The organism is Kineococcus terrestris (genome assembly GCF_041020755.1).
GTDB lineage: Bacteria > Actinomycetota > Actinomycetes > Actinomycetales > Kineococcaceae > Kineococcus > Kineococcus terrestris.
In genome coordinates this window covers 40,243-64,743 of sequence record NZ_JBEUEI010000002.1, presented here as the reverse complement: position 1 = coordinate 64,743, position 24,501 = coordinate 40,243, and the positions used below count along the sequence as shown (strand labels likewise).

At 77.5% G+C, this 24,501-nt stretch carries 16 protein-coding genes and 1 pseudogene; 10 read left to right on the top strand and 7 right to left on the bottom strand.

What is annotated here, in order from left to right; genetic code table 11:
* Positions 1 to 2 precede the first annotated feature (2 nt).
* On the bottom strand, positions 3 to 974 hold the full coding sequence (locus tag AB8M62_RS01595) for a TIGR03557 family F420-dependent LLM class oxidoreductase (RefSeq protein ID WP_369052949.1): 972 nt from the start codon (positions 972 to 974) through the stop codon (positions 3 to 5).
* A 57-nt stretch (positions 975 to 1,031) separates the two neighbouring features.
* Positions 1,032 to 2,975, bottom strand: a complete 1,944-nt coding sequence (locus AB8M62_RS01590; RefSeq protein ID WP_369068436.1) for a sugar phosphate isomerase/epimerase and 4-hydroxyphenylpyruvate domain-containing protein — start codon at positions 2,973 to 2,975, stop codon at positions 1,032 to 1,034.
* Between the two features lie 167 nt (positions 2,976 to 3,142).
* On the opposite strand from AB8M62_RS01590, the gene AB8M62_RS01585 reads away from it, so the two are divergent.
* The 4 genes from AB8M62_RS01585 (at position 3,143) to AB8M62_RS01570 (ending at position 7,934) form a co-directional block, all read left to right on the top strand.
* Positions 3,143 to 3,838: an HAD-IA family hydrolase gene (locus AB8M62_RS01585; protein ID WP_369052953.1), complete on the top strand. Its 696-nt coding sequence runs from the start codon at positions 3,143 to 3,145 to the stop codon at positions 3,836 to 3,838.
* A 172-nt stretch (positions 3,839 to 4,010) separates the two neighbouring features.
* A complete protein-coding gene (dapA, locus tag AB8M62_RS01580; RefSeq protein ID WP_369052954.1) occupies positions 4,011 to 4,985 on the top strand; it encodes a 4-hydroxy-tetrahydrodipicolinate synthase in 975 nt (324 codons plus the stop codon).
* A complete protein-coding gene (locus tag AB8M62_RS01575) occupies positions 4,982 to 6,667 on the top strand; it encodes a ribonuclease J (RefSeq protein ID WP_369068435.1) in 1,686 nt (561 codons plus the stop codon). The genes dapA and AB8M62_RS01575 overlap by 4 nt, the downstream gene beginning before the upstream one ends.
* 277 nt (positions 6,668 to 6,944) lie before the next feature.
* Positions 6,945 to 7,934 carry a hypothetical protein gene (locus AB8M62_RS01570; protein WP_369068433.1) on the top strand — a complete coding sequence of 330 codons (990 nt, stop codon included), beginning with the start codon at positions 6,945 to 6,947 and terminating at the stop codon, positions 7,932 to 7,934.
* On the opposite strand, the gene glsA is transcribed toward AB8M62_RS01570, so the two are convergent.
* From glsA to AB8M62_RS01555, 3 genes are all read right to left on the bottom strand, one after another.
* The gene (gene glsA, locus AB8M62_RS01565) at positions 7,872 to 8,801 is read right to left on the bottom strand and encodes a glutaminase A (protein ID WP_369068432.1); all 930 of its coding nucleotides are present in this window, start codon (positions 8,799 to 8,801) and stop codon (positions 7,872 to 7,874) included. The two genes, AB8M62_RS01570 and glsA, sit on opposite strands and share 63 nt — an antisense overlap.
* 77 nt (positions 8,802 to 8,878) lie before the next feature.
* Complete coding sequence (locus tag AB8M62_RS01560) at positions 8,879 to 9,697, bottom strand: DUF1028 domain-containing protein (RefSeq protein ID WP_369068431.1); 819 nt, start codon at positions 9,695 to 9,697, stop codon at positions 8,879 to 8,881.
* 81 nt (positions 9,698 to 9,778) lie between these two features.
* Positions 9,779 to 10,927, bottom strand: a complete 1,149-nt coding sequence (locus AB8M62_RS01555; protein WP_369068430.1) for a heparan-alpha-glucosaminide N-acetyltransferase domain-containing protein — start codon at positions 10,925 to 10,927, stop codon at positions 9,779 to 9,781.
* A 134-nt stretch (positions 10,928 to 11,061) separates the two neighbouring features.
* Here AB8M62_RS01555 and AB8M62_RS01550 point away from each other — a divergent pair, with 134 nt between their 5' ends.
* The 6 genes and pseudogenes from AB8M62_RS01550 to AB8M62_RS20080 all read left to right on the top strand — a co-directional run.
* On the top strand, positions 11,062 to 13,911 hold the full coding sequence (locus tag AB8M62_RS01550; protein WP_369068429.1) for a DNA translocase FtsK: 2,850 nt from the start codon (positions 11,062 to 11,064) through the stop codon (positions 13,909 to 13,911).
* Positions 13,912 to 13,998: 87 nt separating this feature from the next.
* A complete protein-coding gene (locus AB8M62_RS01545) occupies positions 13,999 to 14,775 on the top strand; it encodes an NYN domain-containing protein (RefSeq protein ID WP_369068428.1) in 777 nt (258 codons plus the stop codon).
* Between the two features lie 134 nt (positions 14,776 to 14,909).
* Positions 14,910 to 16,418, top strand: a complete 1,509-nt coding sequence (rimO, locus tag AB8M62_RS01540; RefSeq protein ID WP_369068543.1) for a 30S ribosomal protein S12 methylthiotransferase RimO — start codon at positions 14,910 to 14,912, stop codon at positions 16,416 to 16,418.
* Positions 16,415 to 17,005 (top strand): CDP-diacylglycerol--glycerol-3-phosphate 3-phosphatidyltransferase, encoded by a 591-nt coding sequence (pgsA, locus tag AB8M62_RS01535; RefSeq protein WP_369052965.1) that lies wholly within the window; start codon positions 16,415 to 16,417, stop codon positions 17,003 to 17,005. Before rimO ends, pgsA begins: the two co-directional genes overlap by 4 nt.
* Positions 17,002 to 17,514 (top strand): CinA family protein, encoded by a 513-nt coding sequence (locus AB8M62_RS01530; RefSeq protein ID WP_369052966.1) that lies wholly within the window; start codon positions 17,002 to 17,004, stop codon positions 17,512 to 17,514. Before pgsA ends, AB8M62_RS01530 begins: the two co-directional genes overlap by 4 nt.
* A gap of 224 nt (positions 17,515 to 17,738) precedes the next feature.
* Positions 17,739 to 18,107 (top strand): annotated as a pseudogene (locus tag AB8M62_RS20080) (helix-turn-helix domain-containing protein); the annotation flags it as partial.
* Between the two features lie 429 nt (positions 18,108 to 18,536).
* Here AB8M62_RS20080 and AB8M62_RS01520 read toward each other — a convergent pair.
* Positions 18,537 to 19,445 carry a DNA-formamidopyrimidine glycosylase family protein gene (locus AB8M62_RS01520; RefSeq protein ID WP_369068427.1) on the bottom strand — a complete coding sequence of 303 codons (909 nt, stop codon included), beginning with the start codon at positions 19,443 to 19,445 and terminating at the stop codon, positions 18,537 to 18,539.
* A 123-nt stretch (positions 19,446 to 19,568) separates the two neighbouring features.
* The gene (locus AB8M62_RS01515; RefSeq protein ID WP_369068426.1) at positions 19,569 to 24,467 is read right to left on the bottom strand and encodes an ATP-dependent helicase; all 4,899 of its coding nucleotides are present in this window, start codon (positions 24,465 to 24,467) and stop codon (positions 19,569 to 19,571) included.
* Between the last annotated feature and the right edge of the window lie 34 nt (positions 24,468 to 24,501).

The following is a 24,501-nucleotide window of genomic DNA, read 5'->3' as shown; positions in this document are numbered from 1 at the left end:
CGTCAGCCCGCGCTGGGGGTCAGCGCCCGCAGCGGTGCCGCCAGCTCGCGGGAGAAGAAGTCCAGGAAACCGTCCGGGTCCGGCCCGGCGTTCTGGGTGACGAGGTGGTCGAAACCCGCGTCGACGTACTGCTGCGCGTTCTGCAGGTACTGCCCGACGTCGGGGCCGACGGCGAACATCTCGCGCACGTGGTCCCCGGTCACCGTCCGCGTGGCGGCGTCGAAGTTCACCGGGTTCGGCAGCTCCGACATGACCTTCCAGCCCGTGACGGCCCAGCGGCTCTTCTCCAGCACCGCGTCCACGGCGGTCTGCTCGTCCGGCGCCCACGCCATCGGCACCTCGGCGTACGCCGGTCCGCTGCCGCCCAGCTCCTTCCACCGGGCCACCATGTCGCCCTTCGGTTCCGTGGCGAACAGGCCGGTGCCCAGCTCCGCGGCGATCCGCGCCGACACCGGGCCGCTCGCGGCGACCGCGACGACCGGCAGCTCCTCGGGCAGGTCGAACACCCGGGCGTCGTCCAGCCGCAGGTGCTTGCCCTCGTAGCTGCGGTACCCGCCCCGCCACAGCAGGTGGATGATCTCCAGGGCCTCGCGGAAGCGCTCGTGGCGCTCGGCGACCTGCGGGAACGGCGTGCCGACGACGTGCTCGTTGAGGCGCTCGCCGGCGCCGACGCCGAGGGTGAACCGGCCGTCGGAGATGATCGCCAGCGTCGCGGCGGCCTGCGCGATGATCGCCGGGTGGTAGCGGAACGACGGGCACGTCACCCCCGTCACCAGGCCGATCCGCTCGGTCTTCGCCGCGATCGCCGACAGCAGGTTCCACGTGAACGCGGAGTGGCCCTGCACGTCCAGCCACGGGTGGAAGTGGTCGCTCATCTCGACGAAGTCGTAGCCGGCCTCCTCGGCGGCCACGGCCTGGCGGATGATCTCCTTCGGCCCGAAGGCCTCGGTGGCGAGCTTGTAGCCGATCTGCACGGACGTCTCCCGTCTCCTCGGTCGTGACGAGACGGGCCTACCCGGTGCGCGGACCGTTCATGCGCTCCAGCGCGACTGAGCCGCCAGGCGCACCGCGGCGTCGGTGCCGCCGAACCCGCGGTGCGTCCCCGTGCGCTGCACGACCTCCACGAACAGCCCGCCCGTCAGCGAGGCCGTGTAGAAGTGCAGCAGCTCCCCGTCGGCGTCCCGCTCGTACAGCACCGACGCCTCCCGCAGCTGCGCGAGCCGCTCGGCCTCCAGCCCGTACCGGTCCGCGAGGTCGTCGTAGTAGTTGCCCGGCACGGCCAGCAGCCGCCCGCCGCCCGCCGCCACGGCGCGGGCCGCGGCCACCGCGTCGGGCGTGCGGAACGCCACGTGCCCGGCCACGACGGCGCGCCCGCGCAGCGCCGCGCCGGAGGGGCCCACGTTCAGCACGACGCTGAGGTCGGCGGCCGGGTCGGTCAGGGCCCGGCTGCGCACCAGCCCGTGCGGGCCGGCGACCTCCGTGCCGGGCAGCGCCTCCAGCCCCACCACGGCCTGGAAGAACAGGCTCGCGGTGTCGAACTCCCCGAACCGCTGCGGCAGCGCGACGTGGTCCACGCCCGTCAGCACCGGGCCGTGGGCGACCGCGGGCGGCGCCGCCGTGAAGTCGCCCAGCCAGCTGTCGTCCGGCGGGCAGAACTGCAGCCACGTCCCGTCCGGCGCCTCCAGGGACGGGATGTCCGCCTCGCCCGGGCCCACCGGCCGCGCCACCACGGGCGCCAGGAGCCGGCGCGCGCGCTGCTCCAGCGCCACCGGCTGCGGCGTGCGCAGCCCCAGCGCGGAGATCCGCGCCCCGCCCGTGCCGCCGGCCGCGTCCTGCGCCCCCGCCGCGCGGGCGTTGACGACCACGCGCACCGGCCCGTTGCGCCACAGCGTCACCGGGGCGCTGCGGTGCAGGCCCTCGCGCGCGAACCCGAGCCGCTGCAGCAGCTCCGACGCCTCCGCCTCGACGGGCCCGGGGGCGGCGACCTCGGTGAACGCCCAGCCCGCCGGGGCGGGCGCCGCCGGCAGCGGGCGCACGGCCGCGCGCACCACCTCCCGGCGCGGCCCCCCGCCGTCCCCGCCGTCCGAGCCGTCCCCGGCCGAGCGGTGCACGACGTCCGCCAGCCGCCGCAGCGAGCGCAGCCCGTCCACGGCCGTGCGCCGCGGGTCCGTCTGGCGGAAGACGTCGTTGAACACCTCCAGCGACAGCGGCCCGGCGTACCCGGTGGCCAGCACGGCCGCCGTGAACCCCGCCACGTCCAGGTCGCCCTGCCCGGGGAAGCAGCGGAAGTGCCGGCTCCACGGCAGCACGTCCATCGACAGCCGCGGCGCGTCCGCCAGCTGCAGGAAGAACACCTCCTCGCCGCGCACGTCGGCCAGACCGGCCGTGTCGTCGCCGCGGGACAGGACGTGGAAGGAGTCCAGGCACACGCCCAGGTGCTCGTGCCCGGCCGCCCGGACCACCCGCAGGGAGTGCCGGTAGTCGGCCACGTGCCGGCCCCACGCCAGCGCCTCGTACGCCAGCCGCACGCCCTCCTCGCGGGCCACGTCCGCCAGGGCGGCCAGCTGCCCGGCCAGGCGGTCGTCGTCGCCGACCGCGTCCTCGCCCACGGCGCTGCACACCAGGAGCAGGTCGGTGCCCAGCGCGCGGGCCGTGCGCGCCTTGCGGCGCAACCGCTCGCGGGTGCGGGCGACCGCCGCCGGGTCGGTGGAGTCCGGGTCGCGGAACGGCTGGGCGAGCGCCACGGCCAGGCCGAGGTCGGCGGCCAGGCGGCGCACGTCCGCCGGCGGCAGCGGGCACGCCACCAGGTCCGGCTCGAACACCTCCACCGCGTCGAAGCCCGCGGCCGCGGCCGCGCGCAGCTTGTCCTCCAGCGTCCCCGACAGGCACACCGTCGCCAGCGACATCGCCGCGCCTGCCCCCGCGCCCACCCCCGTCACCGGGTGCTCGGCCGTCCGGGTCGTCGCGCCGTCCACGTGGCCCCTCCCGCGCGCCGCCCTCCGCCGCCCACCGCGCGTGGACGCCCCCCGGCGCGCGGCGCCCAGCCTGGCACGCGAGCGCCCCGGCCGTGCCCCGCGGCGGCCGGTACCCACCGCCCGGCCCAGCCGCGGGGGTCACGGGCACCTCCTCGTACCGTGCGGCGGTGACCTCCACGCCCGCGTCCCCCTGGGGCCGCCCCTTCGCCGCCGTCCTCTTCGACATGGACGGCACGCTCGTCGACTCCTCCGCCGCCATCGCGCGCAGCTGGACGACCTGGGCGCTCGAGAGCGGCATCGGCCACGAGGCGCTGCTGGCAGCGCACGGGCACGGCCGGCCCGCCGCCGAGATCGTGCGCGAGCTCGTCGGCGGCCCGGCGGACGGTCGCGCCGACGAGGAGGCCGTCGCCCGCGCCAGCGCGCGCATCGACGCCCTCGAGATCGCCGACGTCGACGGCGTCGTGCAGCTGCCCGGCGTGGCCGGCCTGCTCGACGCGCTGCCGGCGCGCCGGTGGGCCGTGGTGACCAGCTGCGGCAGCGCCCTGGCCGCGGCCCGCATGCGCGCCGGCGCCCTGCCGGAGCCGGGCGCGCTGGTGACCTTCGACGACGTCGAGCGCGGCAAGCCCGACCCGGCGTGCTTCCTGCTGGGCGCGCGCCGCCTGGGCGTCGAGGCCGCCGACTGCCTCGTCGTCGAGGACGCCCCCGCCGGCCTGGCCGCCGCCCGCGCCGCCGGCTGCGCCACCCTCGCCGTGCGCACCACCCACCCGGACGGCCCGCTGGACGCCGACGTGGTGGTGGACCGCCTGTCGGGCGTGCGGGCCGTGGTGGACGAGCGCGGCGTGCACGTCACCGTCGAGGCTTGAGCGGGGGCGGTGTAACGCCCGGCGGGGCGGGCGCGATGACGCCCCTGGACCCGGTCGCTGCCCGGACCCCCGAGCGGGCAGCGACCGGGTCCTCCCGCGTCCGGGGCGCGTCCGCGTCGGGTCCGGTGAGGTGGCGGGGGAGGTGCCGCCCCGCGGCGGTAGCCTCGGGGGCATGCCGACCGCCACCGCGCCGACACCACCGCGCCCCTTCGGAGCGGTGCTGTCCGCGATGGTCACCCCCTTCGCGGACGACGGCGCCCTGGACACCGCGGCCGCCGCTGAGCTGGCCGTCCGCCTCGTCGACGAGGAGGGCCACGACGGCCTCGTCGTCAGCGGGACCACCGGCGAGTCGCCCACCACCTCCGACGCCGAGAAGGACCGGCTGCTGCGCGCCGTCCTCGAGGCCGTCGGCGACCGCGCCTCCGTCGTGGCCGGCGCGGGGACCAACGACACCGCCCACAGCGTCGAGCTCGCCCGCGCCGCCGAGCGCGCCGGCGCCCACGGCCTGCTCGTGGTGACGCCCTACTACTCCAAGCCGCCCCAGCCGGCGCTGCTGCAGCACTTCCGCACCGTCGCCGACGCCACCGGCCTGCCGGTCATGCTCTACGACATCCCCGGCCGCGCCGGCGTCGCCATCGCCACCGAGACGCTCGTGCGCGCCGCCGAGCACCCGCGGATCGTCGCCGTCAAGGACGCCAAGAGCGACCTCGTCGCCACCTCCCACGTCCTGGCCCGCACCGACCTGGCCTGGTACTCCGGCGAGGACGCGCTCAACCTCGCGCTCCTCGCGCACGGCGCCTCCGGGATCGTCAGCGTCGTCGGGCACGTCGCCGGCCGCGCCTACGCCCGGATGGTCGCCGCGGTCGACGCCGGCGACCTCGCCACCGCCCGCGCCGTGCACACCGAACTGCTGCCCGTCGTGCGCGGGATCATGGAGCGCACGCAGGGCGTCGTCGCCGTCAAGGCCGCCCTCGAGCTGCTCGGCGTCACCCGCAACCGCGTCGTGCGCGCCCCCCTGCTCGCCGCCACCGAGGAGGAGGTCGCCGTCCTCGCCGCCGACCTCGCCGGGGCGCGCGGGTCCCTCATCGCTTCCAGCACCACCCACCACCCGGTCGCGGCCACCACGGCCGCAGGAGGAGCCGCATGAGCCACCCCCACCCCGAGCTGACGAGCCCGCCCCCGCTGGCCGACGGCGCGCTGCGCGTCGTCGGCCTCGGCGGCCTGGGCGAGGTCGGGCGCAACATGACGGTGTTCGAGCACCGCGGCAAGCTGCTCGTCGTCGACTGCGGCGTCCTCTTCCCCGAGGACCACCAGCCCGGCGTCGACCTGATCCTGCCGGACTTCGGCCACATCGCCGACCGCCTCGACGACGTCGTCGCCGTCGTCCTCACCCACGGGCACGAGGACCACATCGGCGCCGTGCCCTACCTGCTGCGGATGCGCCCGGACATCCCGCTGCTGGGCTCGCAGCTGACGCTGGCGCTCATCGAGGCCAAGCTCAAGGAGCACCGCATCCGGCCGTTCACGCACGCGGTCAAGGAGGGGCAGACCGAGCAGCTCGGCCCCTTCTCGTGCGAGTTCATCGCCGTCAACCACTCCATCCCCGACGCGCTCGCCGTGGCGATCCGCACCGACGCCGGCCTCGTCCTGCACACCGGCGACTTCAAGATGGACCAGCTCCCGCTCGACGGGCGCATCACCGACCTGCGCGCCTTCGCCCGCCTCGGCGAGGAGGGCGTGGACCTGTTCTGCGTGGACTCCACCAACGCCGAGGTGCCCGGGTTCACCGCCCCCGAGCGCGACATCGGCCCCGTGCTGGAGCAGCTGTTCGGCCGCGCCGAGCGGCGCATCATCGTGGCCTCCTTCGCCAGCCACGTGCACCGCGTCCAGCAGGTCCTGCACGCCGCCGACGCGCACGGGCGCAAGGTCGCCCTCGTCGGGCGCTCCATGGTCCGCAACATGGGCATCGCCGCCGACCTCGGCTACCTCGACGTGCCCCCGGGCGTGCTCATCGACCTCAAGCAGGTCGACGACCTGCCCGAGGACCGCGTCGTCCTCATGTGCACCGGCTCGCAGGGCGAGCCGATGGCGGCCCTGTCGCGGATGGCCAACCGCGACCACCGCATCTCCGTCAACGCCGGCGACACGGTGGTGCTGGCCAGCTCCCTCATCCCGGGCAACGAGAACGCGGTGTACCGCGTCATCAACGGCCTGGCCCGCCTGGGCGCCACCGTCGTGCACCAGCAGAGCGCGAAGATCCACGTCTCCGGGCACGCCAGCGCCGGGGAGCTCCTGTACTGCTACAACATCCTGCGGCCGAAGAACGTCATGCCCGTGCACGGCGAGTACCGGCACCTCATCGCCAACGGCGACCTGGCGGTGAAGACCGGCGTCCCGCGCGAGCGCGTCGTCATCGCCGAGGACGGCGTCGTCGTCGACCTCGTCGACGGCAGGGCCAGCATCACCGGTGCCGTGCCCGTCGGGTACGTCTACGTCGACGGCTCCAGCGTCGGGGAGATCACCGAGGCGGACCTGAAGGACCGCCGCATCCTCGGCGAGGAGGGGTTCATCTCCATCTTCGTCGCCGTGGACTCGGTCACCGGCAAGGTCGTCTCCGGGCCGGAGTTCAACGCCCGCGGGTTCATCGGCGACGGCGACGACCGCTTCGCCGGCATCCGCTCGAAGGTCGAGGCCGCGCTGAACGAGGCCTCCACCGGGCCGGTGGACACCTACCAGCTGCAGCAGATCGTGCGCCGCACCGTCGGCACCTGGGTCAGCCAGAAGCACCGCCGCCGGCCGATGATCGTGCCGGTCGTCGTCACCGCCTGACGCCCGCAGCGCGTCCGTCCCGGGACCCCGCCGACCACCCGGTCGGCGGGGTCCCGGCGTTCCCGGGTCCCCGCGCGCGGTGCCCCCCGCAGCTGTGACGGTGCCTGACCGGAGCGTGCCGGCGGGTGGGGAGGACGGGTGGAACCGGCGTCGCGGTGGTGCGCCGTCCGGGTCGCGCGGTCGCTCGCGCGCCGTGCGCGCCCCGCACCGCTGCGTAGGTTCGCGCACCGCGCCCGCCGGTGGCGCCCGCACCGTCCGCAGATCCCCGGAGAACCCCGTGACCCACCTCCCGACGTCCGTCCCGCGCGCCCTCGGCGGCGGCGGCCTGCTCGTCGTCGGCGCCGCGCTCGGCATCGCCCTCAGCGCCGGCGCCTCCGCCCTCGTCCGCGCCGACGAGCGTCCCGCCGCGCTCGCCGCTCCCGCGGTGGCGCCCGCCGCCGCCACCGGTGCCGCGACCGGCGCGACCTCCGCGCCCGCGGCCGCCGGTGCGACCGGCGCGGCCGGTGAGCCGTCCCCCCGCGGCGCGGCCGCGACCACCACCGCCGTCCCGGTGGCCGGTGCGTCCACCACCGTCCCGGGGCCCGTGCCCAGCGCCTCCTGGGGGTCCGCGGACCCCGGGTGGGGTCCCTCGCCCGCCGCCGCCGTCGTGGCGGCCGCCGTGCCCGTCGTGCCCGTCGTGCCCGCCGTGCCCGCCGTGGTGCCCGCTCCCGCGACCGCGGTGCCGGGTCCCGTCGCCGCTACCGCGCCCGTCGCGCCGGCGGTCGCGCCGCCCGCCCGCCCGGCGCCCCGGCCCGCGCGTCCGGCCGTTCCCGTGCTGCCGCTCCCGGTCGTGCCGGTCCTGCCCGCTCCTGTGGTGACCGTGCCGGTGGTGCCGGCACCGGTCGCCACCGAGCCGCTCGCACCGCAGGAGCCGGTCGTGGAGGAGCCGGTCGTGGAGGAGCCGGTCGTGGAGGAGCCGGTGACCGAGGAGCCGGTGGCCGAGGAGCCGGTGGCCGAGGAGCCGGTGGCCGAGGAGCCCGTGATTGAGGAGCCGGCGGCCGAGGAGCCGGTGGCCGAGGAGCCGGTGGCCGAGGAGCCGGTGGCCGAGGAGCCGGTGGCCGAGGAGCCGGTGGCCGAGGAGCCGGTGGCCGAGGAGCCGGTGGCCGAGCAGCCCGCGGAGGTCGACCCGACCGCCCCCGACGCGGCGCCGCTGCCCGCGACGGGGTCAGAGGACGGACAGCCCGAGACGCTCGACGAGCAGGTGCAGGGCGCGCCGGCCGGCGCGTGAGTTGCCCGACGGGTCCAGCGGCGGGGACCACACGCTCACCCCGAGCCGGCCGGGCACGTCGCCGACGATCGCCCCGGACACCCCGCTCTTGCAGGGGACGCCCACTTCGTAGGCGAACTGCCCGGCCGAGTCGTACGTGCCGGTGGTGAGCATGACGGCGTTGATCCGCCGCGCGAGCTGCTCGGAGACCACCCGCCGGCCCGTGCGCGGGTCGACGCCGTCGTTGGCCAGGAACCGCACGGCCCGCGCCAGGCGGTGGCAGTCCACCAGCGCCGACGACTGCCGGGTGTAGAGGGCCATGACCTCGTCGACGTCGTGGTGGACGTTGCCGAAGGAGCTCATCAGGTAGGCCATCGAGGCGTTGCGGTGACCGCGGCGCCCCTCAGCCGCCAGGACCTCCTCGTCCACCGCGACGTCGGCGCCCGTCAGGTCGGCGATCAGCCCGCTCAGCTCCGCCCACGGGTCGTCGCAGTGGTCCAGCAGCACGTCGCAGACCACGAGGGCGCCGGAGTTGATGAAGGGGTTGCGGGGGCGGCCGCCCTCCTGCTCCAGCTGGATGAGGGAGTTGTACGGGTCGCCGGACGGCTCGCGGCCCACCCGCTCGAACAGGTCCTCGCCGACCTTCTGCAGCGCCAGCGTCAGCGCGAACACCTTCGCGATGCTCTGCACGGGGAAGGGGTGCTCGGCGTCGCCGGTGGAGACCTCCTCGCCGTCCAGGCGGGCCACGGCCAGCCCGAAGCGGCCGGCGTCCTCGCCGCCGTGCTCCTCGTGCTCCTCGTCACCGGGGCGCGGGCGGACCTCCTCGGCGACCTCGGCGAGCACGGCCTCCAGGTCGCCGGGGTCGTGCTCGCGGGCGCGGTGGCTCACGCGCGCCCCGCCAGCAGCCGCTCGACGAGGTCGCCCGGCACGGTGCCGGCCTCGCCGAAGCGCCGCGCGACCTCCAGCTAGTGCGGCGCTTCCTCGCGCAGGCCGCCGATCAGGTCGCGGGCCTCGTCCTCGCGCCCGGCCAGCCCGGCGACCAGGGCGCGGCGCAGCACGTGGTCGGGCTCGTCGAGGGCGCCGCGCTCGTGCAGCTCGCGCAGCCGGCGGTCGCCGTCGTCGACGTCGCCCTCCACGGCCACGTCGAACGCCTCCACGGCGGCCTGGTACCGGTCGCGCACCCGCACGACGCGGTCCAGCTCGGCCAGCGGGTCCTCCTCGTCGTCCACCCGCAGGTCCACGACCGTGTCGTGCCAGGGGCGGCCCGTGCCGCGCGAGCGGACCACGACGATCGCCGCCGAGCGCTGGCCGCGCACGTCGCCGCCGGCCTCCTCCCCGGCGTGCAGGGCCGCCACCAGGCGCTCGGTGAGCGACCCGCCGCTCTCCTCGAAGCGCCGCACCATCGACGTCCACACCTCGGGCGAGTCGGCCATGTTGGCCAGCGCCACGCAGTCGCGGCCGACCGCGTGCCCGGCCGCGCCCACGCACGCCTCCCCGGTGTAGACGGACGTCTCCCCGTCCACGGCCATGACGGCCACCTGCCGCCGCTGCGGGTGCGGGTCCACCGCGCGCAGCGCCTCCAGGCACTCGTCGACGGTCAGGCCGCCGCCCAGCAGGTCCAGGCCCAGCCGCCCGTACATCGGCTCGGTCAGGGACTGGGTGGCGACCACCCCGACCCCGACCTGCGCGAAGGGGACGCTGTTGCCGACCGCCAGCGCCTGCGACTGCGTCGCCACGCCGATCTCACCGGTCCCGGCGTCGCGCGCCAGGATCGAGCACGTCACACGGCCTCCTCGGTCGGGGGTCGGGAGCCGTGATCGTCACCCGCCCCGGCGCCCCCCCGCAACCGGGCGCGGAGCGCGCGCTCAGCGCGCCGGGCCGCGCACCAGCGCCGCGCCCGCGCGCCCGGCGTCGCCCACCAGCGTCTCCAGCGGGCCGCGCCCCACGGTCGCCCGCCACACGCTCGCCAGGACGCACGCGCCCACCACGTGCACGGCCAGCAGCGTCCCGGAGTCGCCCGGGTACGCCGCCAGGACCACCACGTGCAGGGCGTACGCGCTCAGCGGCACGCTGCCCAGGGCGGCGACGGGGGACAGGACGCGCACCGCGGCGGCCGGCAGCAGGAGCAGCGCCCCCAGCACCGCGAGCGCCGTCCCGCTGGTGTGCAGCAGGTCCGGCGGGGAGCCCGAGTGCGGGGCCACCACGGCCAGCCACCACCACGACGTCGTGGGCACCGTCCCGTAGAACGGCTCGCCGAGGACGGTGCCCAGGTCGGCCGGGGCCACGTCGGCGGCCAGCCGCGCCGCCCCGCCCAGCGGCCCCAGCGCCAGCGCGCTCGCCAGCCAGCCGCCCGCGGCCAGGACCAGCCCGCCCCCCAGCACGCGCACCCCGGCCGCGCGCTCGCGCAGGTCCAGGCGCGAGACGGCCAGGCCCAGCAGCAGGTACCCGGTCCAGCCCAGCACCGGGTAGTAGCCGGTCAGCAGCAGCGTCTCCAGCAGCCGTCCCGGTGCGGCCAGCAGCCACAGCGGCGTCGGCTGCTCCGTCTGCGAGTCGACGCCCAGCGCCCGGCGCAGCGCCAGCGAGGCGACGGGGGAGAGCGCCAGCCACAGCAGCGCCAGGGGCAGCAGCGTGCGCGCGCGGGCGAACAGGAACGGCAGGACGAGCGCGAAGGCCAGCCCGTAGTACGGGAGGATGATCGCGATCCGGCTGCCGGCCAGGACGAGGAACAGCCCGAGCAGCGCGACCAGCGCCCCGCGCACGAGGACGCCGGTGCGGGCCGCGGCCCGGTCGGCGCGGGCCGGCCCCGTCCCGCGCGTCGCCAGCCCGAGCGAGACGCCCGCCAGCACGGCGAACAGGCCCGACGCGCGCCCGTGAGCGGCCTCGTACAGGACCCCCTGCGCGCCCGTCGAGGTGGACGGCAGCACGTGGACGGTCATCATCCCGGCGACCGCGACGGCCCGGGCGAGGTCGACCCCGGCGACGCGCGCGCCGCGGGTCGCGAGCGTTCCCGACACGCCGCCATCCTCGCCGACGTCCCGGCCGGCGCGCGCCGCCCGCGCGCGGGCGGCGGTCCCGGCGCGCCGTCGCCACGGCCCCGGCGGGCCCCGTCCTCCGGGCCCGCGCCGGTCCCGGACAGTACGGTGATCCCATGGCGACCCGGGCGAGCACGCGCACGACCACGTCCAAGGGGTCGTCCGGCGGGTCGAAGGGCGCCGGCGCGAAGGGCACCGGCGCGCGGGGCGGAGGGGCGACGCGGGCCACCGCCCGCGGCGGCTCCAGCCGCCCGGCTGGCAACCGCTCGTCCGCCAAGCGCCCCGCCCCGGCCCGCCCGCAGCGCACCGGCCCGTCGTGGCCCGTGCGGGCCGTCTCGGCGACCTGGATGGGCTGCGCCCACCTCGTCGGCGGCGCGGCCCGCCGCATCGGCAGCGGCGCGCGCGACCTGGACCCCGAGCTGCGCCGCGACGGCGTCGGCCTGGCGCTGCTGGGCCTCGCGCTCGTCGTCGCCGCCCGCGAGTGGTGGGGGCTGCCCGGCACGGCCGGGCAGGTCGTGCACACCGTGGCCGCGGGCACCTTCGGCGAGGTGGCGCTCGCGCTGCCCGTCGTCCTGCTGGCCCTGGCCGTGCACCTGCTGCGCCACCCCGACCACACCCAGACCACCACCCGCGCCGTCGTCGGCACGATCGCGCTCGTGCTGGCCGCCACCGGTCTGGTCCACCTGGCCTCCGGGGCGCCCTCGCCCACCGGCGAGGCCGGTGCGGACGTCGTCGTCGACGCCGGCGGCATGGTCGGCTTCCTCGTCGCCGGACCGCTGGCGGCCGCGCTGACCGGCTGGGTCGCCGTGCCGCTGCTCGTCCTGCTGGGCTTCTTCGGCCTGCTCGTGGTCACCGCCACCCCCGTGCACGCCATCCCCGTGCGGCTGCGGGAGGCGTACGAGCGCCTCACCCACCGCCCGCACCGCGACCACGAGCACGACGGCGCCCGCGGGCACGGCGGGGACCTGCCCGCGCGGGCGCTGGCCCGCGCCCGGGCCGGTGCCGCCCGGCGCGGCGAGGCGACCGACCCGGCCGCCGACGCGCCGCGGGGCGGGGAGGACGGCGAGCAGCCGCGCTCGCGCCGCCGCCGCGGCCGGGCCGCGGAGGCCGCCGGCGCCGAGGAGGCCGCCGCCGCGGCCGCCGGCGCCCGGCCCGGCGACGAGGCGTTCGAGACGCCCGTCAGCACCGACCCCGCCGCGGACGCGACGCCCGGCGACGACGAGCCCGCCGCGGGCGGTCGGGGTGGGCCGCGGCCGGGGGAGCGGCGCGCCGTCCCCTCCGACCCGCCGTCGGTGCGGGCCGCCGTCGCCGCCCTCGACGCCGCCGCCGTGCCGGCCACGACGCCGGAGACCGTCACCACCGATCCCACCGACCTGCCCCCGCGCATCGAGCAGCTGGCCCTGACCGGTGACGTCACCTACGCGCTGCCCGAGCCCGCGGCGCTGAGCCCCGGCACCCCGCCCAAGGAGCGCAGCGCCGCCAACGACCGCGTGGTCGAGGCGCTGACCGGCGTGCTGGACCAGTTCGGCATCGACGCCCGCGTCACGGGCTTCTCCCGCGGTCCGACCGTCACCCGCTACGAGGTCGAGCTGGGACTGGGCACCAAGGTCGAGCGCGTCACCGCCCTGAGCAAGAACATCGCCTACGCGGTGGCCAGCGCGGACGTGCGGATCCTGTCGCCGATCCCCGGCAAGTCCGCCATCGGCATCGAGATCCCCAACACCGACCGCGAGACGGTGTCGCTGGGCGACGTGCTGCGCAGCGCCGTCGCCACCCGCACCGAGCACCCGATGGTCATGGGCGTCGGCAAGGACGTCGAGGGCGGGTTCGTCGTCGCCAACCTCGCCAAGATGCCGCACCTGCTCGTCGCGGGCGCCACCGGCGCCGGCAAGTCGAGCTTCGTCAACTCCATGATCACCTCGATCCTCATGCGCGCCACGCCCGACGAGGTGCGCATGGTGCTCGTGGACCCCAAGCGGGTCGAGCTGACGATCTACGAGGGCATCCCGCACCTCATCACGCCCATCATCACGAACCCCAAGAAGGCCGCCGAGGCCCTGGAGTGGGTCGTGCGCGAGATGGACCAGCGCTACAACGACCTCGCCGAGTACGGGTTCAAGCACATCGACGACTTCAACCGCCAGGTGCGCGCGGGGAAGGTGACGCCGCCGCCGGGCAGCGAGCGCGTCCTGCAGCCGTACCCGTACCTGCTGGTCATCGTCGACGAGCTGGCCGACCTCATGATGGTCGCCCCGCGCGACGTGGAGGCCTCGATCCAGCGCATCACGCAGCTGGCGCGCGCGGCCGGCATCCACCTCGTGCTGGCCACCCAGCGGCCCAGCGTCGACGTCGTCACGGGTCTCATCAAGGCCAACGTGCCCAGCCGCCTGGCGTTCGCGACGTCCTCGCTGGCGGACTCGCGCGTCGTGCTGGACCAGCCGGGCGCGGAGAAGCTCGTCGGCCAGGGCGACGCGCTGTTCCTGCCGATGGGCGCCTCCAAGCCCATGCGCGTGCAGGGGGCGTGGGTCACCGAGAGCGAGATCGAGGCCGTCGTCTCGCACGTGAAGTCGCAGCTGAAGCCGACGTACCGCGAGGACGTCGTGGCCCCGGCGCAGAAGAAGCAGGTCGACGAGGAGGTCGGCGACGACCTCGACGTGCTGCTGCAGGCGGCCGAGCTGGTCGTCACCACGCAGTTCGGCTCCACGTCGATGCTCCAGCGCAAGCTGCGGGTGGGCTTCGCCAAGGCGGGGCGGCTGATGGACCTGCTGGAGTCGCGGGGCGTCGTGGGTCCCAGCGAGGGCTCCAAGGCGCGCGACGTGCTGGTGCGCCCGGAGGACCTGCCCGGGACGCTGGCGCTGATGCGCGGCGAGGAGCCGCCGACCGCCCTGGAGCCGGCGGGGGAGGACCTGGAGGTCGTCGACGCCGACGGCGGCGAGGACGCCTGGGAGCTCGTCGAGCGGCGCTGACCCCCTGGCGGGGGCGGGTCCGGGCGACACGTCACGCAGAGCGAGCAGCGCGTCGCGATGCGGTGACTCTCCGTGTAACTTGAGGACATGGACTCGCCCCGCCCCCAGGAGCCGCCGCGGCGGGAGGAGACCCGCCGCGACCTCGACCTCCTGGTCTGGGACGCGCCCAACATCGACATGACGCTGTCGGCGATCCTCGGCTCGCGCCCGGCCTCCTCCGACCGGCCCCGCTTCGACGCCATCGCCCGCTGGTTCCTGTCCGAGGCCGCCGACCACGAGGTCGAGGGCTGCGTGTTCACCAACGTCCAGCCCACCGCCGCCGTGTCGCTGCGCGGCTGGATCGAGGCGCTGCGCAGCTTCGGCTACGCCGTCTTCGCCCGCCCCAAGGTCCACCCCGAGGACGACGTCGACGAGGCGATGCTGCAGCACATCGCCGAGCGCCGGGCCAGCCACCGGCTGCGCCGCCTCGTCGTCGCCAGCGGTGACGGCCGCAACTTCCTGGGCCCCCTGGAGGAGCTGCACCGCGCCGGTGTGCGCTGCGTCGTCCTGTCCTTCGCCGAGGTCGCCGGCTACGCGCAGGAGTCCCCGCTCATCGAGTTCGTCGACCTCGAGGACGTCCCGGGCGCCTTCCAGGTCTCCCTCGGGCGCACGCGCCTGTCCGCCCTGCCGCCCGAGGGCGGCTGGTTCCGGCCCACCCGGCCCATGCGCGCCCTGCTGGAGGACGCGCACGGCCCGCACCCGGCCGTGGCCCTCGACGAGGCGCCGGTCGCGGCGGCCCCGGCTCCCGTCGCCGTCGTGGCCGCGCCGGACGCGCCGGCGGCCCCCGCGGCACCGGCCCTGGACGGCGCCGGGCCCCCGGCCTGAGCCCGCGCGCGGGCGGTGCGCGCGCGCCCGGTGCGTACCCTGTGCACGTGCCAGACGCCGTCGTGTCCCCGCCCCCGCCGACCACCGCACCGGCGGCCGGCGGAGGACCCGGCGCGGGGACGGGCGAGCGGACGGTGTCGCTCGTCACCCTCGGCTGCGCCCGCAACGACGTGGACTCCGAGGAGCTGGCCGGCCGCCTCGCCGACGCCGGCTGGCGCCTGGTCGACGACCCCGACGGCGCCGACGTGGCCGTCGTCAACACCTGCGGGTTCGTCGAGCAGGCCAAGAAGGACTCCATCGACACCGTGCTGGCCGCCGCCGACCTCAAGGAGAGCGGCCGCACCCGCGCCGTCGTCGCCGTCGGGTGCCTGGCCGAGCGCTACGGCGCGGACCTGGCCGAGTCGCTGCCCGAGGCCGACGCCGTCCTCGGCTTCGACTCCTACGCCGACCTCTCCACCCACCTGTCCGCCGTCCTGCACGGCGAGAAGCCGCGCGCCCACGTGCCCCGCGACCGGCGCAGCCTGCTGCCGCTGGCGCCCGCCGAGCGCCAGGCCGCGCGGGCCGCCCGCACCGTCGCCACCGCGCCGCCCGCCGGCGCGGCGCCCGACCTGCCCGATGGCCTGGCGCCCGCCTCCGGCCCCCGGGTCGTGCGCCGCCGCCTCGGCAGCGGTCCCTGGGCGCCGGTGAAGATCGCCACCGGCTGCGACCGCCGCTGCAGCTTCTGCGCCATCCCCGCCTTCCGCGGCTCCTTCGTCTCCCGCCCCGCCGACGAGGTCGTCGCCGAGACGGAGTGGCTGGCCGCCCAGGGCGTGCGCGAGGTCTTCCTCGTCAGCGAGAACACCACCAGCTACGGCAAGGACCTCGGGGACCTGCGCGCCCTGGAGGCGCTGCTGCCGCGCGTGGCCGCCGTCGAGGGGATCGAGCGGGTCCGCGTGTCGTACCTGCAGCCGGCCGAGGTGCGGCCCGGACTGCTCGACGCGCTCACCGCGACCCCCGGCGTCGTGCCCTACTTCGACCTGTCCTTCCAGCACTCCGCGCCCGGGGTGCTGCGGCGCATGCGCCGCTTCGGCGGCACCGAGCCGTTCCTGGCCCTGCTGGAGCAGGTCCGCGAGCGCGCCCCGCTGGCGGGGATCCGCTCCAACGTCATCGTCGGCTTCCCCGGCGAGACCGAGGCCGACGTCGACGAGCTGTGCTCCTTCCTCGAGCGCGCCCGCCTCGACGTCGTCGGCGTCTTCGCCTACTCCGACGAGGACGGCACCGAGGCCGAGGGCCTCGACGGCCACCTGGACGCCGACGTCGTGGCCGCCCGCACCGACCGCGTCTCCCGCCTCGTGGAGGAGCTCGTCGCCCAGCGCGCCGAGGACCGCCTCGGGGAGGTCGTGGAGGTCCTCGTGGAGTCCGTCGTCGACGCCGACGGCGACCCGCACGTCACCGGCCGCGCCGCCCACCAGGGGCCCGACGTGGACGGCGAGACCGAGCTGGACCTGCCGCCGGGCGCGCGCGTGGCCGTCGGCGACCTCGTGCGCGCCCGGGTCACGGGCGCTGCGGGGGCGGACCTGCTGGCGGTGCCGCTGGGCGAGCCGCTGGGCGAGCCGCTGGGCGAGCCGCTCGTCGGGCCCGCCGGCGGGCCGGGCCGGCCGTGAGCAGCCGCGCCCGCGAGGGCTTCCAGTGGCGCACGGCGCACCGCCTGCACCTGCCGAACGCCCTGACGGTCCTGCGCATCGTCGCCGTCCCGGTCTTCGTCTGGTTCCTGGCCGTGCAGGGCGGGGACTCGGTCGGCTGGCGGCTGGCCGCCACCGCCGTCTTCCTCGCCGCCATCATCACCGACCGCTACGACGGGCACCTGGCCCGCCGCTGGGATTCCGTCTCCGACTTCGGCAAGATCGCCGACCCGATCGCGGACAAGGCCCTCATCGGCGCCGGGCTCGTCGTGCTGTCGCTGCAGGACCGGCTGTGGTGGTGGGCGACCGTCGTGGTCCTGGCGCGCGAGCTGCTCGTCACCCTCGCCCGCTTCCTCGTCATCCGCCGCGGCGTCGTGCCCGCCGGCCGCGGCGGCAAGCTGAAGACGGTCGTGCAGTCCGTCGCGGTGGGCCTGTACGTGCTGCCGTTCCCGTCCACCGAGCCGCACCTCGTGGCGCAGGCCGTCATGGTCCTGGCGGTGGTCCTCACGCTCACCAGCGCCGCCGAGTACGTGGGGATCTTCTGGCGGCTCGCGCGCGGGCGCCGGTGACGGGGCAGGCCGGTGCGGAGGCCACCGCGGAGGCCGCCGCGGGAGCCGTCGTGGCGGCGCTGCGGGACGCGGGGCTGACGGTGGCCACCGCCGAGTCGCTCACCGGGGGACTGCTGTGCGCGACCCTCGTCGACGTGCCGGGCGCCTCCGCGGTCGTGCGCGGCGGGGTGGTCGCCTACGCCACCGAGCTCAAGGCGTCCCTGCTCGGCGTCGACCCGGAACGGCTGGCCGCCACGGGGCCCGTCGACGGGCTGGTCGCCGAGCAGATGGCCCGCGGCGCGCGCGAGCGCACGGGGGCGGACGTGGCCGTGGCCACCACCGGCGTCGCCGGGCCGGGCCCGGCCGACGGGCACCCGGCCGGGACGGTGTTCGTCGGCCTGGCCGCCGACGCGCTGCCCGGCGGTGCGCGGCACCGGGCGCTGCACCTGCCCGGTGACCGCCCGCAGGTCCGCCGGGCGACCGTGGCGGCGGCGCTCGCGGAGCTGCTCGCGCTCGCCGCCCCGCGCTGACGGGGGGCCTGACGGGGCGGTGCGGCGCGACGGCCTCGCCCGCCCGGAACACACGGGCCCGTGGAGGAGTTGAGCCAGTCGTGCGCAACCCTGCTCCCACCACGCCGTCGCGGCGGTCCCCGGGGTACGGTGGAACGACCACTACGGGCAGCTACCGGTCGGTGCCGGCCACGACGGCGGGACCCCGGGGTCTGCCCCCTCGACCACCCGAGGGAGGCCGCCGCATGGTCGTGCTCCGCCGCACCATCGGGGACGTGCTGCGCGACGAGCGGCGCGGCCAGCACCGGACCCTGCGCGAGGTGTCCTCGACCGCCCGCGTGTCCCTCGGCTACCTCAGCGAGGTCGAGCGCGGCCAGAAGGAGGCCTCCAGCGAGCTGCTGGCCTCCATCTGCACCGCCCTCGACGTCCCCCTGTCCCAGGTCCTCGGCGAGGTGACCCGCCGCATCGCGGACGAGGAGGGCGTGCGCCAGCCGTACGCCGCGGAGGGCATCGTGCCCGCCGCTCCCCGTCCGGCCGCGCCGGTTCCGGCTCCCGCGGGCGCCCTGGCCGCCGTGCGCCCGGCCCGGCCCGCCGCTGCGGCGCCCGTCCCGGCGGCGCCGCGGACGCTGCCCGTCGTGGGGCAGCCGCCCGCGGTCGAGCCCGCACGCTCCGCCGGGGCGGCGGACCCCGCCGACGCCTCCTCGCTGGAGTCCGTGGCGGACACCACCGTGGACGGCGCCGCCGGCACCATCGTCGACTCCGCCGTCGACAGCCTCTCCGGTGACACCGTGGAGGAACTGACCGTCGAGCTCGACGGGCTCCCCGAGGAGCTCGAGCTCATCCTGCGACGCCGGCTCGTCCCCGCGGCCTGACGCGTCCCGCTTGGGCCCGCCACCGGTGACGGTGGCGGGCCCTCGTGCGTCCGGGGTCGCGCCGCCCGTCCGGGACCTCGACGCCGGGCCGTCTGGGGCGTCCGGGGCGTCCGGGCCGCGCCCGGGCTCGTGCGGCCGGTCCGCGCGGCCCGGTGCGCCTCCCGAGGGCCGTCAGCGGCGGTACGCGGGGCGGGTGCGGGCGGTGCGGGTCGCGCGGCCCGCGGGGCGCTCGGACCCGAGGGGCCGCTGCGGCCGCCCATCGTCGGTGGGCGCGGGCCCCGCCTGGCAGCCGGGGCAGTAGAAGGCGGTGCGGTCCTGCGGCGCCCGGCCGATCATCGCGACGCGCACCGTGGCCCCGCAGCGCAGGCAGGGCAGCCCGGAGCGGGCGTGCGCGAAGTTCTGCCGGCCGCGCCGCAGGTCCCCGGTGGTCACCTGCTCCGCCCGCTCCTTGTTCGCGTCCAGGAGGCGGTGGACCAGCCGCAGGAAGCGGCCGGGGTCGTCGAGGGCGGACACCGGCGACCACGGGCTCAGGCGGGCGAGGAAGCACGCCTCGGCCATGTAGAAGGTGCCCACCCCGGCGAGCACCCGCTGGTCCAGCAGTGCCTCGCCGAGCTCCCGGTCGGGTACCGCGGTCAGCCGCCGGGCGGCCTCGGCCACGTCCCACCCGGGCCCGAGCAGGTCCGGGCCCAGGTGGCCCACGAGGGTGTCCTCGCGGTCGGTGGCGACGAGGTCGAGCATGCCCAGCTTGTGCCCGACCGCCGTCCACTCGTCGCTGGTCAGCACCACCCGCACCCCGGAGGCCGACCGCCGCGTCCACGGCTCGCCGGTGCGGTGCACGTGCCAGGACCCCTCCATGCGCAGGTGGCTGTGCACCGTCAGCGGCACCGACCCCGGCTCACCGGTCGCCGCCGTGCGCAGCAGCAGGTGCTTGCCGGCGCTGACGACCTCCAGCACCTCGCGCCCGGACAGGTCGGCCTCGGCCAGGCTCGGCCAGCGGAAGTCCGTGGCCGTCAGCGTCCGGCCCGCCAGCGCCCGGTGCAGGCGCCGCGCCGTGCGCCACACCACGTCGCCCTCAGGCACGCGCCGGCCACCCTCCCCGCTGCGGGACCGTGCCGCGCCCCCGCTCCCGGCTCCGCTGCGGCACGTCCCGGTCCGGCACCCGGTGCCGGGCCGCCCGCCGGCCGCCGCCGGCCCGCACGAGCCTCACGTGCGGATCCGCAGCCCGCGCGGGGTGGCGTGGAACCCGGCGCCCTCGAGCGCGCGGCCCAGCGCCGTCCCGCCCGTGAGGACCCCGGCGCCGTCCGCCTTCTCGACGGTCAGCCGCCCCAGCACGCCGTCGCGCACCGCCAGCGCGAGCGAGTCCGCGGCGGCCTGCAGCGACGTCTCGTCCTCCGTCCAGGACAGGACGGAACGCCCGCCGCGCTCGACGTACAGGACGAGCTCGCCGTCGACGAGGACGACCAGCGCGCCCGCCTTGCGCCCGGGCCGGTGCCCGCTGGCACCCGCGCTGACCTCCCCGCGCTCGGGCCAGCCCAGCGCCGCCCCGAAGGGGTTGGCCGGGTCGGTCGCCGCGAGCACCAGGGCGCCCGGCCCCTCGGGCCGGCCGCGGCCGGTCCTGCCCGCACCCTCCCGGCCCGGCAGGTCGGGGACCCGGGTGGGCCCGGCCTCCCGCGCCCGGTCGGAGGGACGCTCCCCGCCCAGCGGGCGGGCGCTGTCGCGCAGCCGGTCCACCGCGCCGGTGGTGGCGAACTGGGAGGCGCCCAGCCCCTCGACGAAGTAGCCGCGCCGGGCCCGTCCGGCCTCCTCGAACGCGGCCAGGGTGCGGTACACGGCCGCGAAGCCGCCGGGGACGCGCTCGCCGGTCACCGCCCCGCGCGTGACCACGCCGTGCCGGTCCAGCAGGACCTCCGCCACCGCGTGCGCGCGCACCGTCGCGTCCTCCTCGCGCTCGGGCAGCAGGGACCAGCGCCCCGCGGCCGACGGCGGCCCGCCCCGGGAGGGCAGCTCCACGCCGCCGCGCAGCCCGCGGGCACCGCGCCGGGCGCCGTAGCGGGCGTACCGCGAGCGCGGCGCGGCGCTGCGCGCCTTGTGCGCGCCCCGGCCGGCGAGCCGGGCTCGCAGGGGGGCGAGGGTGTCGTTGCTGATCCGCCCCGCCCACACGAGGTCCCACAGCGCCGCGGTCAGGGCGCCGTCGTCGGTGCACCCCACGGTGTCGGCCAGGGCGCGGAAGAAGTAGGCCCCGCCGCCCTCGAGCGCGGCCAGCACCTCGCGGTGCAGGTCCCCCTCGACGTCCTCGGCGGCGTCGGCCTCCGGGTCCGGCAGGGTCAGCGGTGCCAGGTCCGCCGGGTGCAGGGAGACCCAGCCGTCGTCACCGGGCAGGCTGCCGTGACCGGCCCACACGACCTCTCCGGCGGCGGTCAGCTCGTCCAGCATCGCCGGCTGGTAGCCCTCCACGCGCGCGGCCAGCACGAGCGGCTCGACCGCGCTGGCCGGTACCACCGCTCCCGCCAGCTGCTCGACCGCGCGCAGGACCCCGTCGACCCCCCGCAGCCGCGAGCGCAGTCCCGTCCCGACGCCCTGCCACGCGGGCAGGAAGCGGGCCAGGTCGCGCGGCGGCACCGGCTCCACGTCGGCGCGCAGCGCCGCCAGCGACCGCCGGCGCAGCACGCGCAGCACCTCGGCGTCGCAGAGCTCCAGACCCGTGCCGCCCGGGCGCAGCTCACCCTCCACGAGCCGCCCGGCGGACTGCAGGCGGCGCAACCCGTCCAGCGCCACCGCGCGGCCCACGCCGAAGCGGGCCGCGGCGTCGGCGGCCGTGAAGGGGCCCCGGGTGCGGGCGTAGCGGCCCAGCAGCTCGGCCAGGGGGTCGGCGACCGGCTCGGTGAACGCCTCGGGGACGCCGACGGGCAGCGGGGTGCCCAGGGCGTCGCGCAGCCGGCCGGCGTCCTCGATCGCGGCCCACTGCTCCTGCCCGGCGATGCGCACCCGGATGGCGCGGCGGGCGTCCTCCAGCCCGTGCAGCCAGCGCGCCACCTCGCCGGGCTCCGCGGTGGGCGCGGCGCTCGCGGTGCCGGCCCCCGCCGCGTCCTCCTCCCCGGCGGGGGCGGCGGCGCGCCCGCTGCGGGCCACGACCTCCGCGGTGCTCAGCGGGCCGAGCACCCGCAGCAGGTCGGCGACGTCCTCGGCGTCGGCGCAGCGCCGCGACGGCGCCAGCCGCTGCAGCTCCTCCTCCGTGCGCACGACGGCGTCCGGGTCGAGCAGGTCGCGCAGCGCCGCGCCCTCGCCGCGGCCGAGCAGCTCGGCCAGCAGGCTCGGGTCCAGCGCCAGGGCGGCCGCGCGCCGCTCGGCCAGCGGGGAGTCGCCCTCGTAGAGGAACTGGGCCACGTAGCCGAAGACGAGGCCGCGGGCGAAGGGCGAGGGCTGGGAGGTCTCCACCTCCACCACGCGCACCCGCCGGGCGGCCAGGTCCCGCATGAGCTGCTGCAGCCCGGCGACGTCGAAGACGTCGGACAGGCACTCGCGCACCGTCTCCAGCACGATCGGGAAGCTGGCGAAGCGGCTGGCCACCTGCAGCAGCGACGCGGCGCGCTGGCGCTGCTGCCACAGCGGCTGGCGCCGGCCCGGCTGGCGGCGCGGCAGCAGCAGCGCCCGGGCGGCGCACTCGCGGAACCGGGCGGCGAACAGCGCCGAGCCGCCGATCTCGGCGGTGACGAGCTCGTCGACCTCCTCCGGCTCGAGCACCACGAGGTCGGCCACGTCCGGCGCCTGCCCCTCGGGCAGGTCGAGGTCGGGCAGGCGCAGGACGACGCCGTCGTCGGCCGGCATGGCCTGCACGTCGACGCCGAACCGCTCGCGCATGCGCGCGCCCAGCGCCAGCGCCCACGGGGAGTGCACCTGGCCGCCGAAGGGGGAGTGCACGCAGATGCGCCAGTCGCCCAGCTCGTCGCGGAAGCGCTCGACGAGGATCGTGCGGTCGTCCGGCACGTGGCGGGTGGCCTCGCGCTGCTCCTCCAGGTAGGCGAGCAGGTTGTCGGCGGCCCACTCGTCCAGGCCCGCCGCGCGCACCCGCTCGCGGGCGGCCGCGCCGGCGAACCCGCCCGGCAGGCCGGCCAGCTCGCGCACGAACGCCCCCAGGGCGCGGCCCAGCTCCGCCGGGCGGCCGAGGGCGTCGCCGTGCCAGAACGGCAGCTTGCCCGGCTGGCCCGGCGCCGGGGTCACCAGCACGCGGTCGTGGGTGATGTCCTCCACCCGCCACGCCGTCGAGCCCAGCGTCACCACGTCGCCGACGCGGGACTCGTAGACCATCTCCTCGTCCAGCTCGCCCACCCGCCGGCCGGGTCCCTCGCCACCGGCGAGGAAGACGCCGAACAGGCCGCGGTCGGGGATCGTCCCGCCGCTGGTCACCGCCAGCCGCTGGGCGCCCGGGCGGCCGGTGAGCACGTCGCCGACGCGGTCCCACACCAGGCGCGGGCGCAGCTCGGCGAACTCGTCGCTGGGGTAGCGGCCGGAGAGCATGTCCAGGACCGCGTCGAGCACCGGGCGCGACAGCGAGGCGAACGGCGCGGCGCGCCGGACGAGCTCGTGCAGCTCGGGCACCGTCCACTCGTCCATCGCGACCATCGCCACGACCTGCTGGGCCAGCACGTCCAGCGGGTTCTGCGGCACGCGCAGCTCCTCGATGAGCCCGTCGCGCATGCGCTCGACGACCACGGCCGTCTGCAGCAGGTCGCCGCGGAACTTGGGGAACAGCACGCCGCGCGAGACGGCGCCCACCTGGTGCCCGGCCCGGCCCACCCGCTGCAGGCCGCTGGCCACGCTGGGCGGCGACTCCACCTGCACGACGAGGTCCACCGCGCCCATGTCGATGCCGAGCTCGAGGCTGGAGGTGGCCACGACGGCGGGCAGCCGGCCGGCCTTGAGGTCCTCCTCGATGAGGGAGCGCTGCTCCTTGGACACCGAACCGTGGTGGGCGCGCGCCAGCACCGGCGGGCGGTTGGCCGCCTGCCCGGCGGCGCCCATCAGCTGCGCCGGCGGCGGGGGAGCGTGCCCGAGCGCGGGCGCACCGCCGTCGTCGTGCCCGTCGCCCGCCTCCTCGCCCCGCTCGTCCCACACCTCGTTCAGCCGCGCGGTCAGGCGCTCGGACAGCCGGCGGGAGTTGGCGAAGACCAGTGTGGAGGTGTGGTCGGCGACCAGGTCGACGATGCGCTCCTCCACGTGCGGCCAGATGCTGGCGCGCCGCGGCTCGCCGGCGGCCTGGCCGGTCAGGTCGTCGCTCTCGGCGCCGCGGCCGGAGGCGTCCAGGTCGGACATGTCCTCCACGGGCACGACGACCCGCAGGTCGAAGCGCTTGTCGGCCGGCGGCTGGACCACGGTGACCGGGCGCCCGCCGGAGACCCACTGCGCGACCGTGTCCACGGGCCGCACGGTCGCGGACAGGCCGACCCGCTGGGCCGGTTCGCCGCCGGCCGCGGTGACCAGCGCGTCCAGCCGCTCCAGCGACAGCGCCAGGTGCGCGCCGCGCTTGGAGCCCGCCACGGCGTGCACCTCGTCCAGGACGACGGTGCGCACCCCGCGCAGCTGCTCGCGCGCGCGGGAGGTCAGCAGCAGGAACAGCGACTCCGGCGTCGTGATGAGCACGTCGGGGGGCGTGCGGGTGAAGGCGCGGCGCTCCTCGGTGGAGGTGTCGCCCGAGCGCAGCCCGACGCGCACGTCGGGCACGGGCAGGCCCAGCCGCTGGGCGGCCTGCCGGATGCCCGTCAGCGGGCTGCGCAGGTTGCGCTCGACGTCGACGGCCAGCGCCTTCAGCGGCGAGACGTACAGCACCCGGCAGCGCAGGTCGCGGTCCTCGGGGACCGGCTCGCCGGCCAGGCGGTCCAGCGCCCACAGGAAGGCGGACAGCGTCTTGCCGGAGCCCGTGGGCGCCACGACCAGCGCGTGCCGGCCCCGGCTGACCGCGTCCCACGCGCCGACCTGCGCGGCCGTCGGCGCCTCGAAGGCGCCCGTGAACCAGGCCCGGGTCGCCTCGGAGAAGCGCCCGAGCACGGTCGCGGGGTCGGGCGCGGACTGCTCGGCCGCGGCTCCGCGGGGCGCTCGGGGGGACATGCCGTCATCAGACCACCCGCCTCCGACACGCGCC

Bases quoted from the DNA above. Each gene is read 5' to 3' on its own strand.
- dapA (WP_369052954.1), top strand. From the start codon at position 4,011: ATGCCGACCGCCACCGCGCCGACACCACCGCGCCCCTTCGGAGCGGTG.
- AB8M62_RS01575 (WP_369068435.1), top strand. From the start codon at position 4,982: ATGAGCCACCCCCACCCCGAGCTGACGAGCCCGCCCCCGCTGGCCGAC.
- AB8M62_RS01550 (WP_369068429.1), top strand. From the start codon at position 11,062: ATGGCGACCCGGGCGAGCACGCGCACGACCACGTCCAAGGGGTCGTCC.
- AB8M62_RS01545 (WP_369068428.1), top strand. From the start codon at position 13,999: ATGGACTCGCCCCGCCCCCAGGAGCCGCCGCGGCGGGAGGAGACCCGC.
- AB8M62_RS01515 (WP_369068426.1), bottom strand. From the start codon at position 24,467: ATGTCCCCCCGAGCGCCCCGCGGAGCCGCGGCCGAGCAGTCCGCGCCC.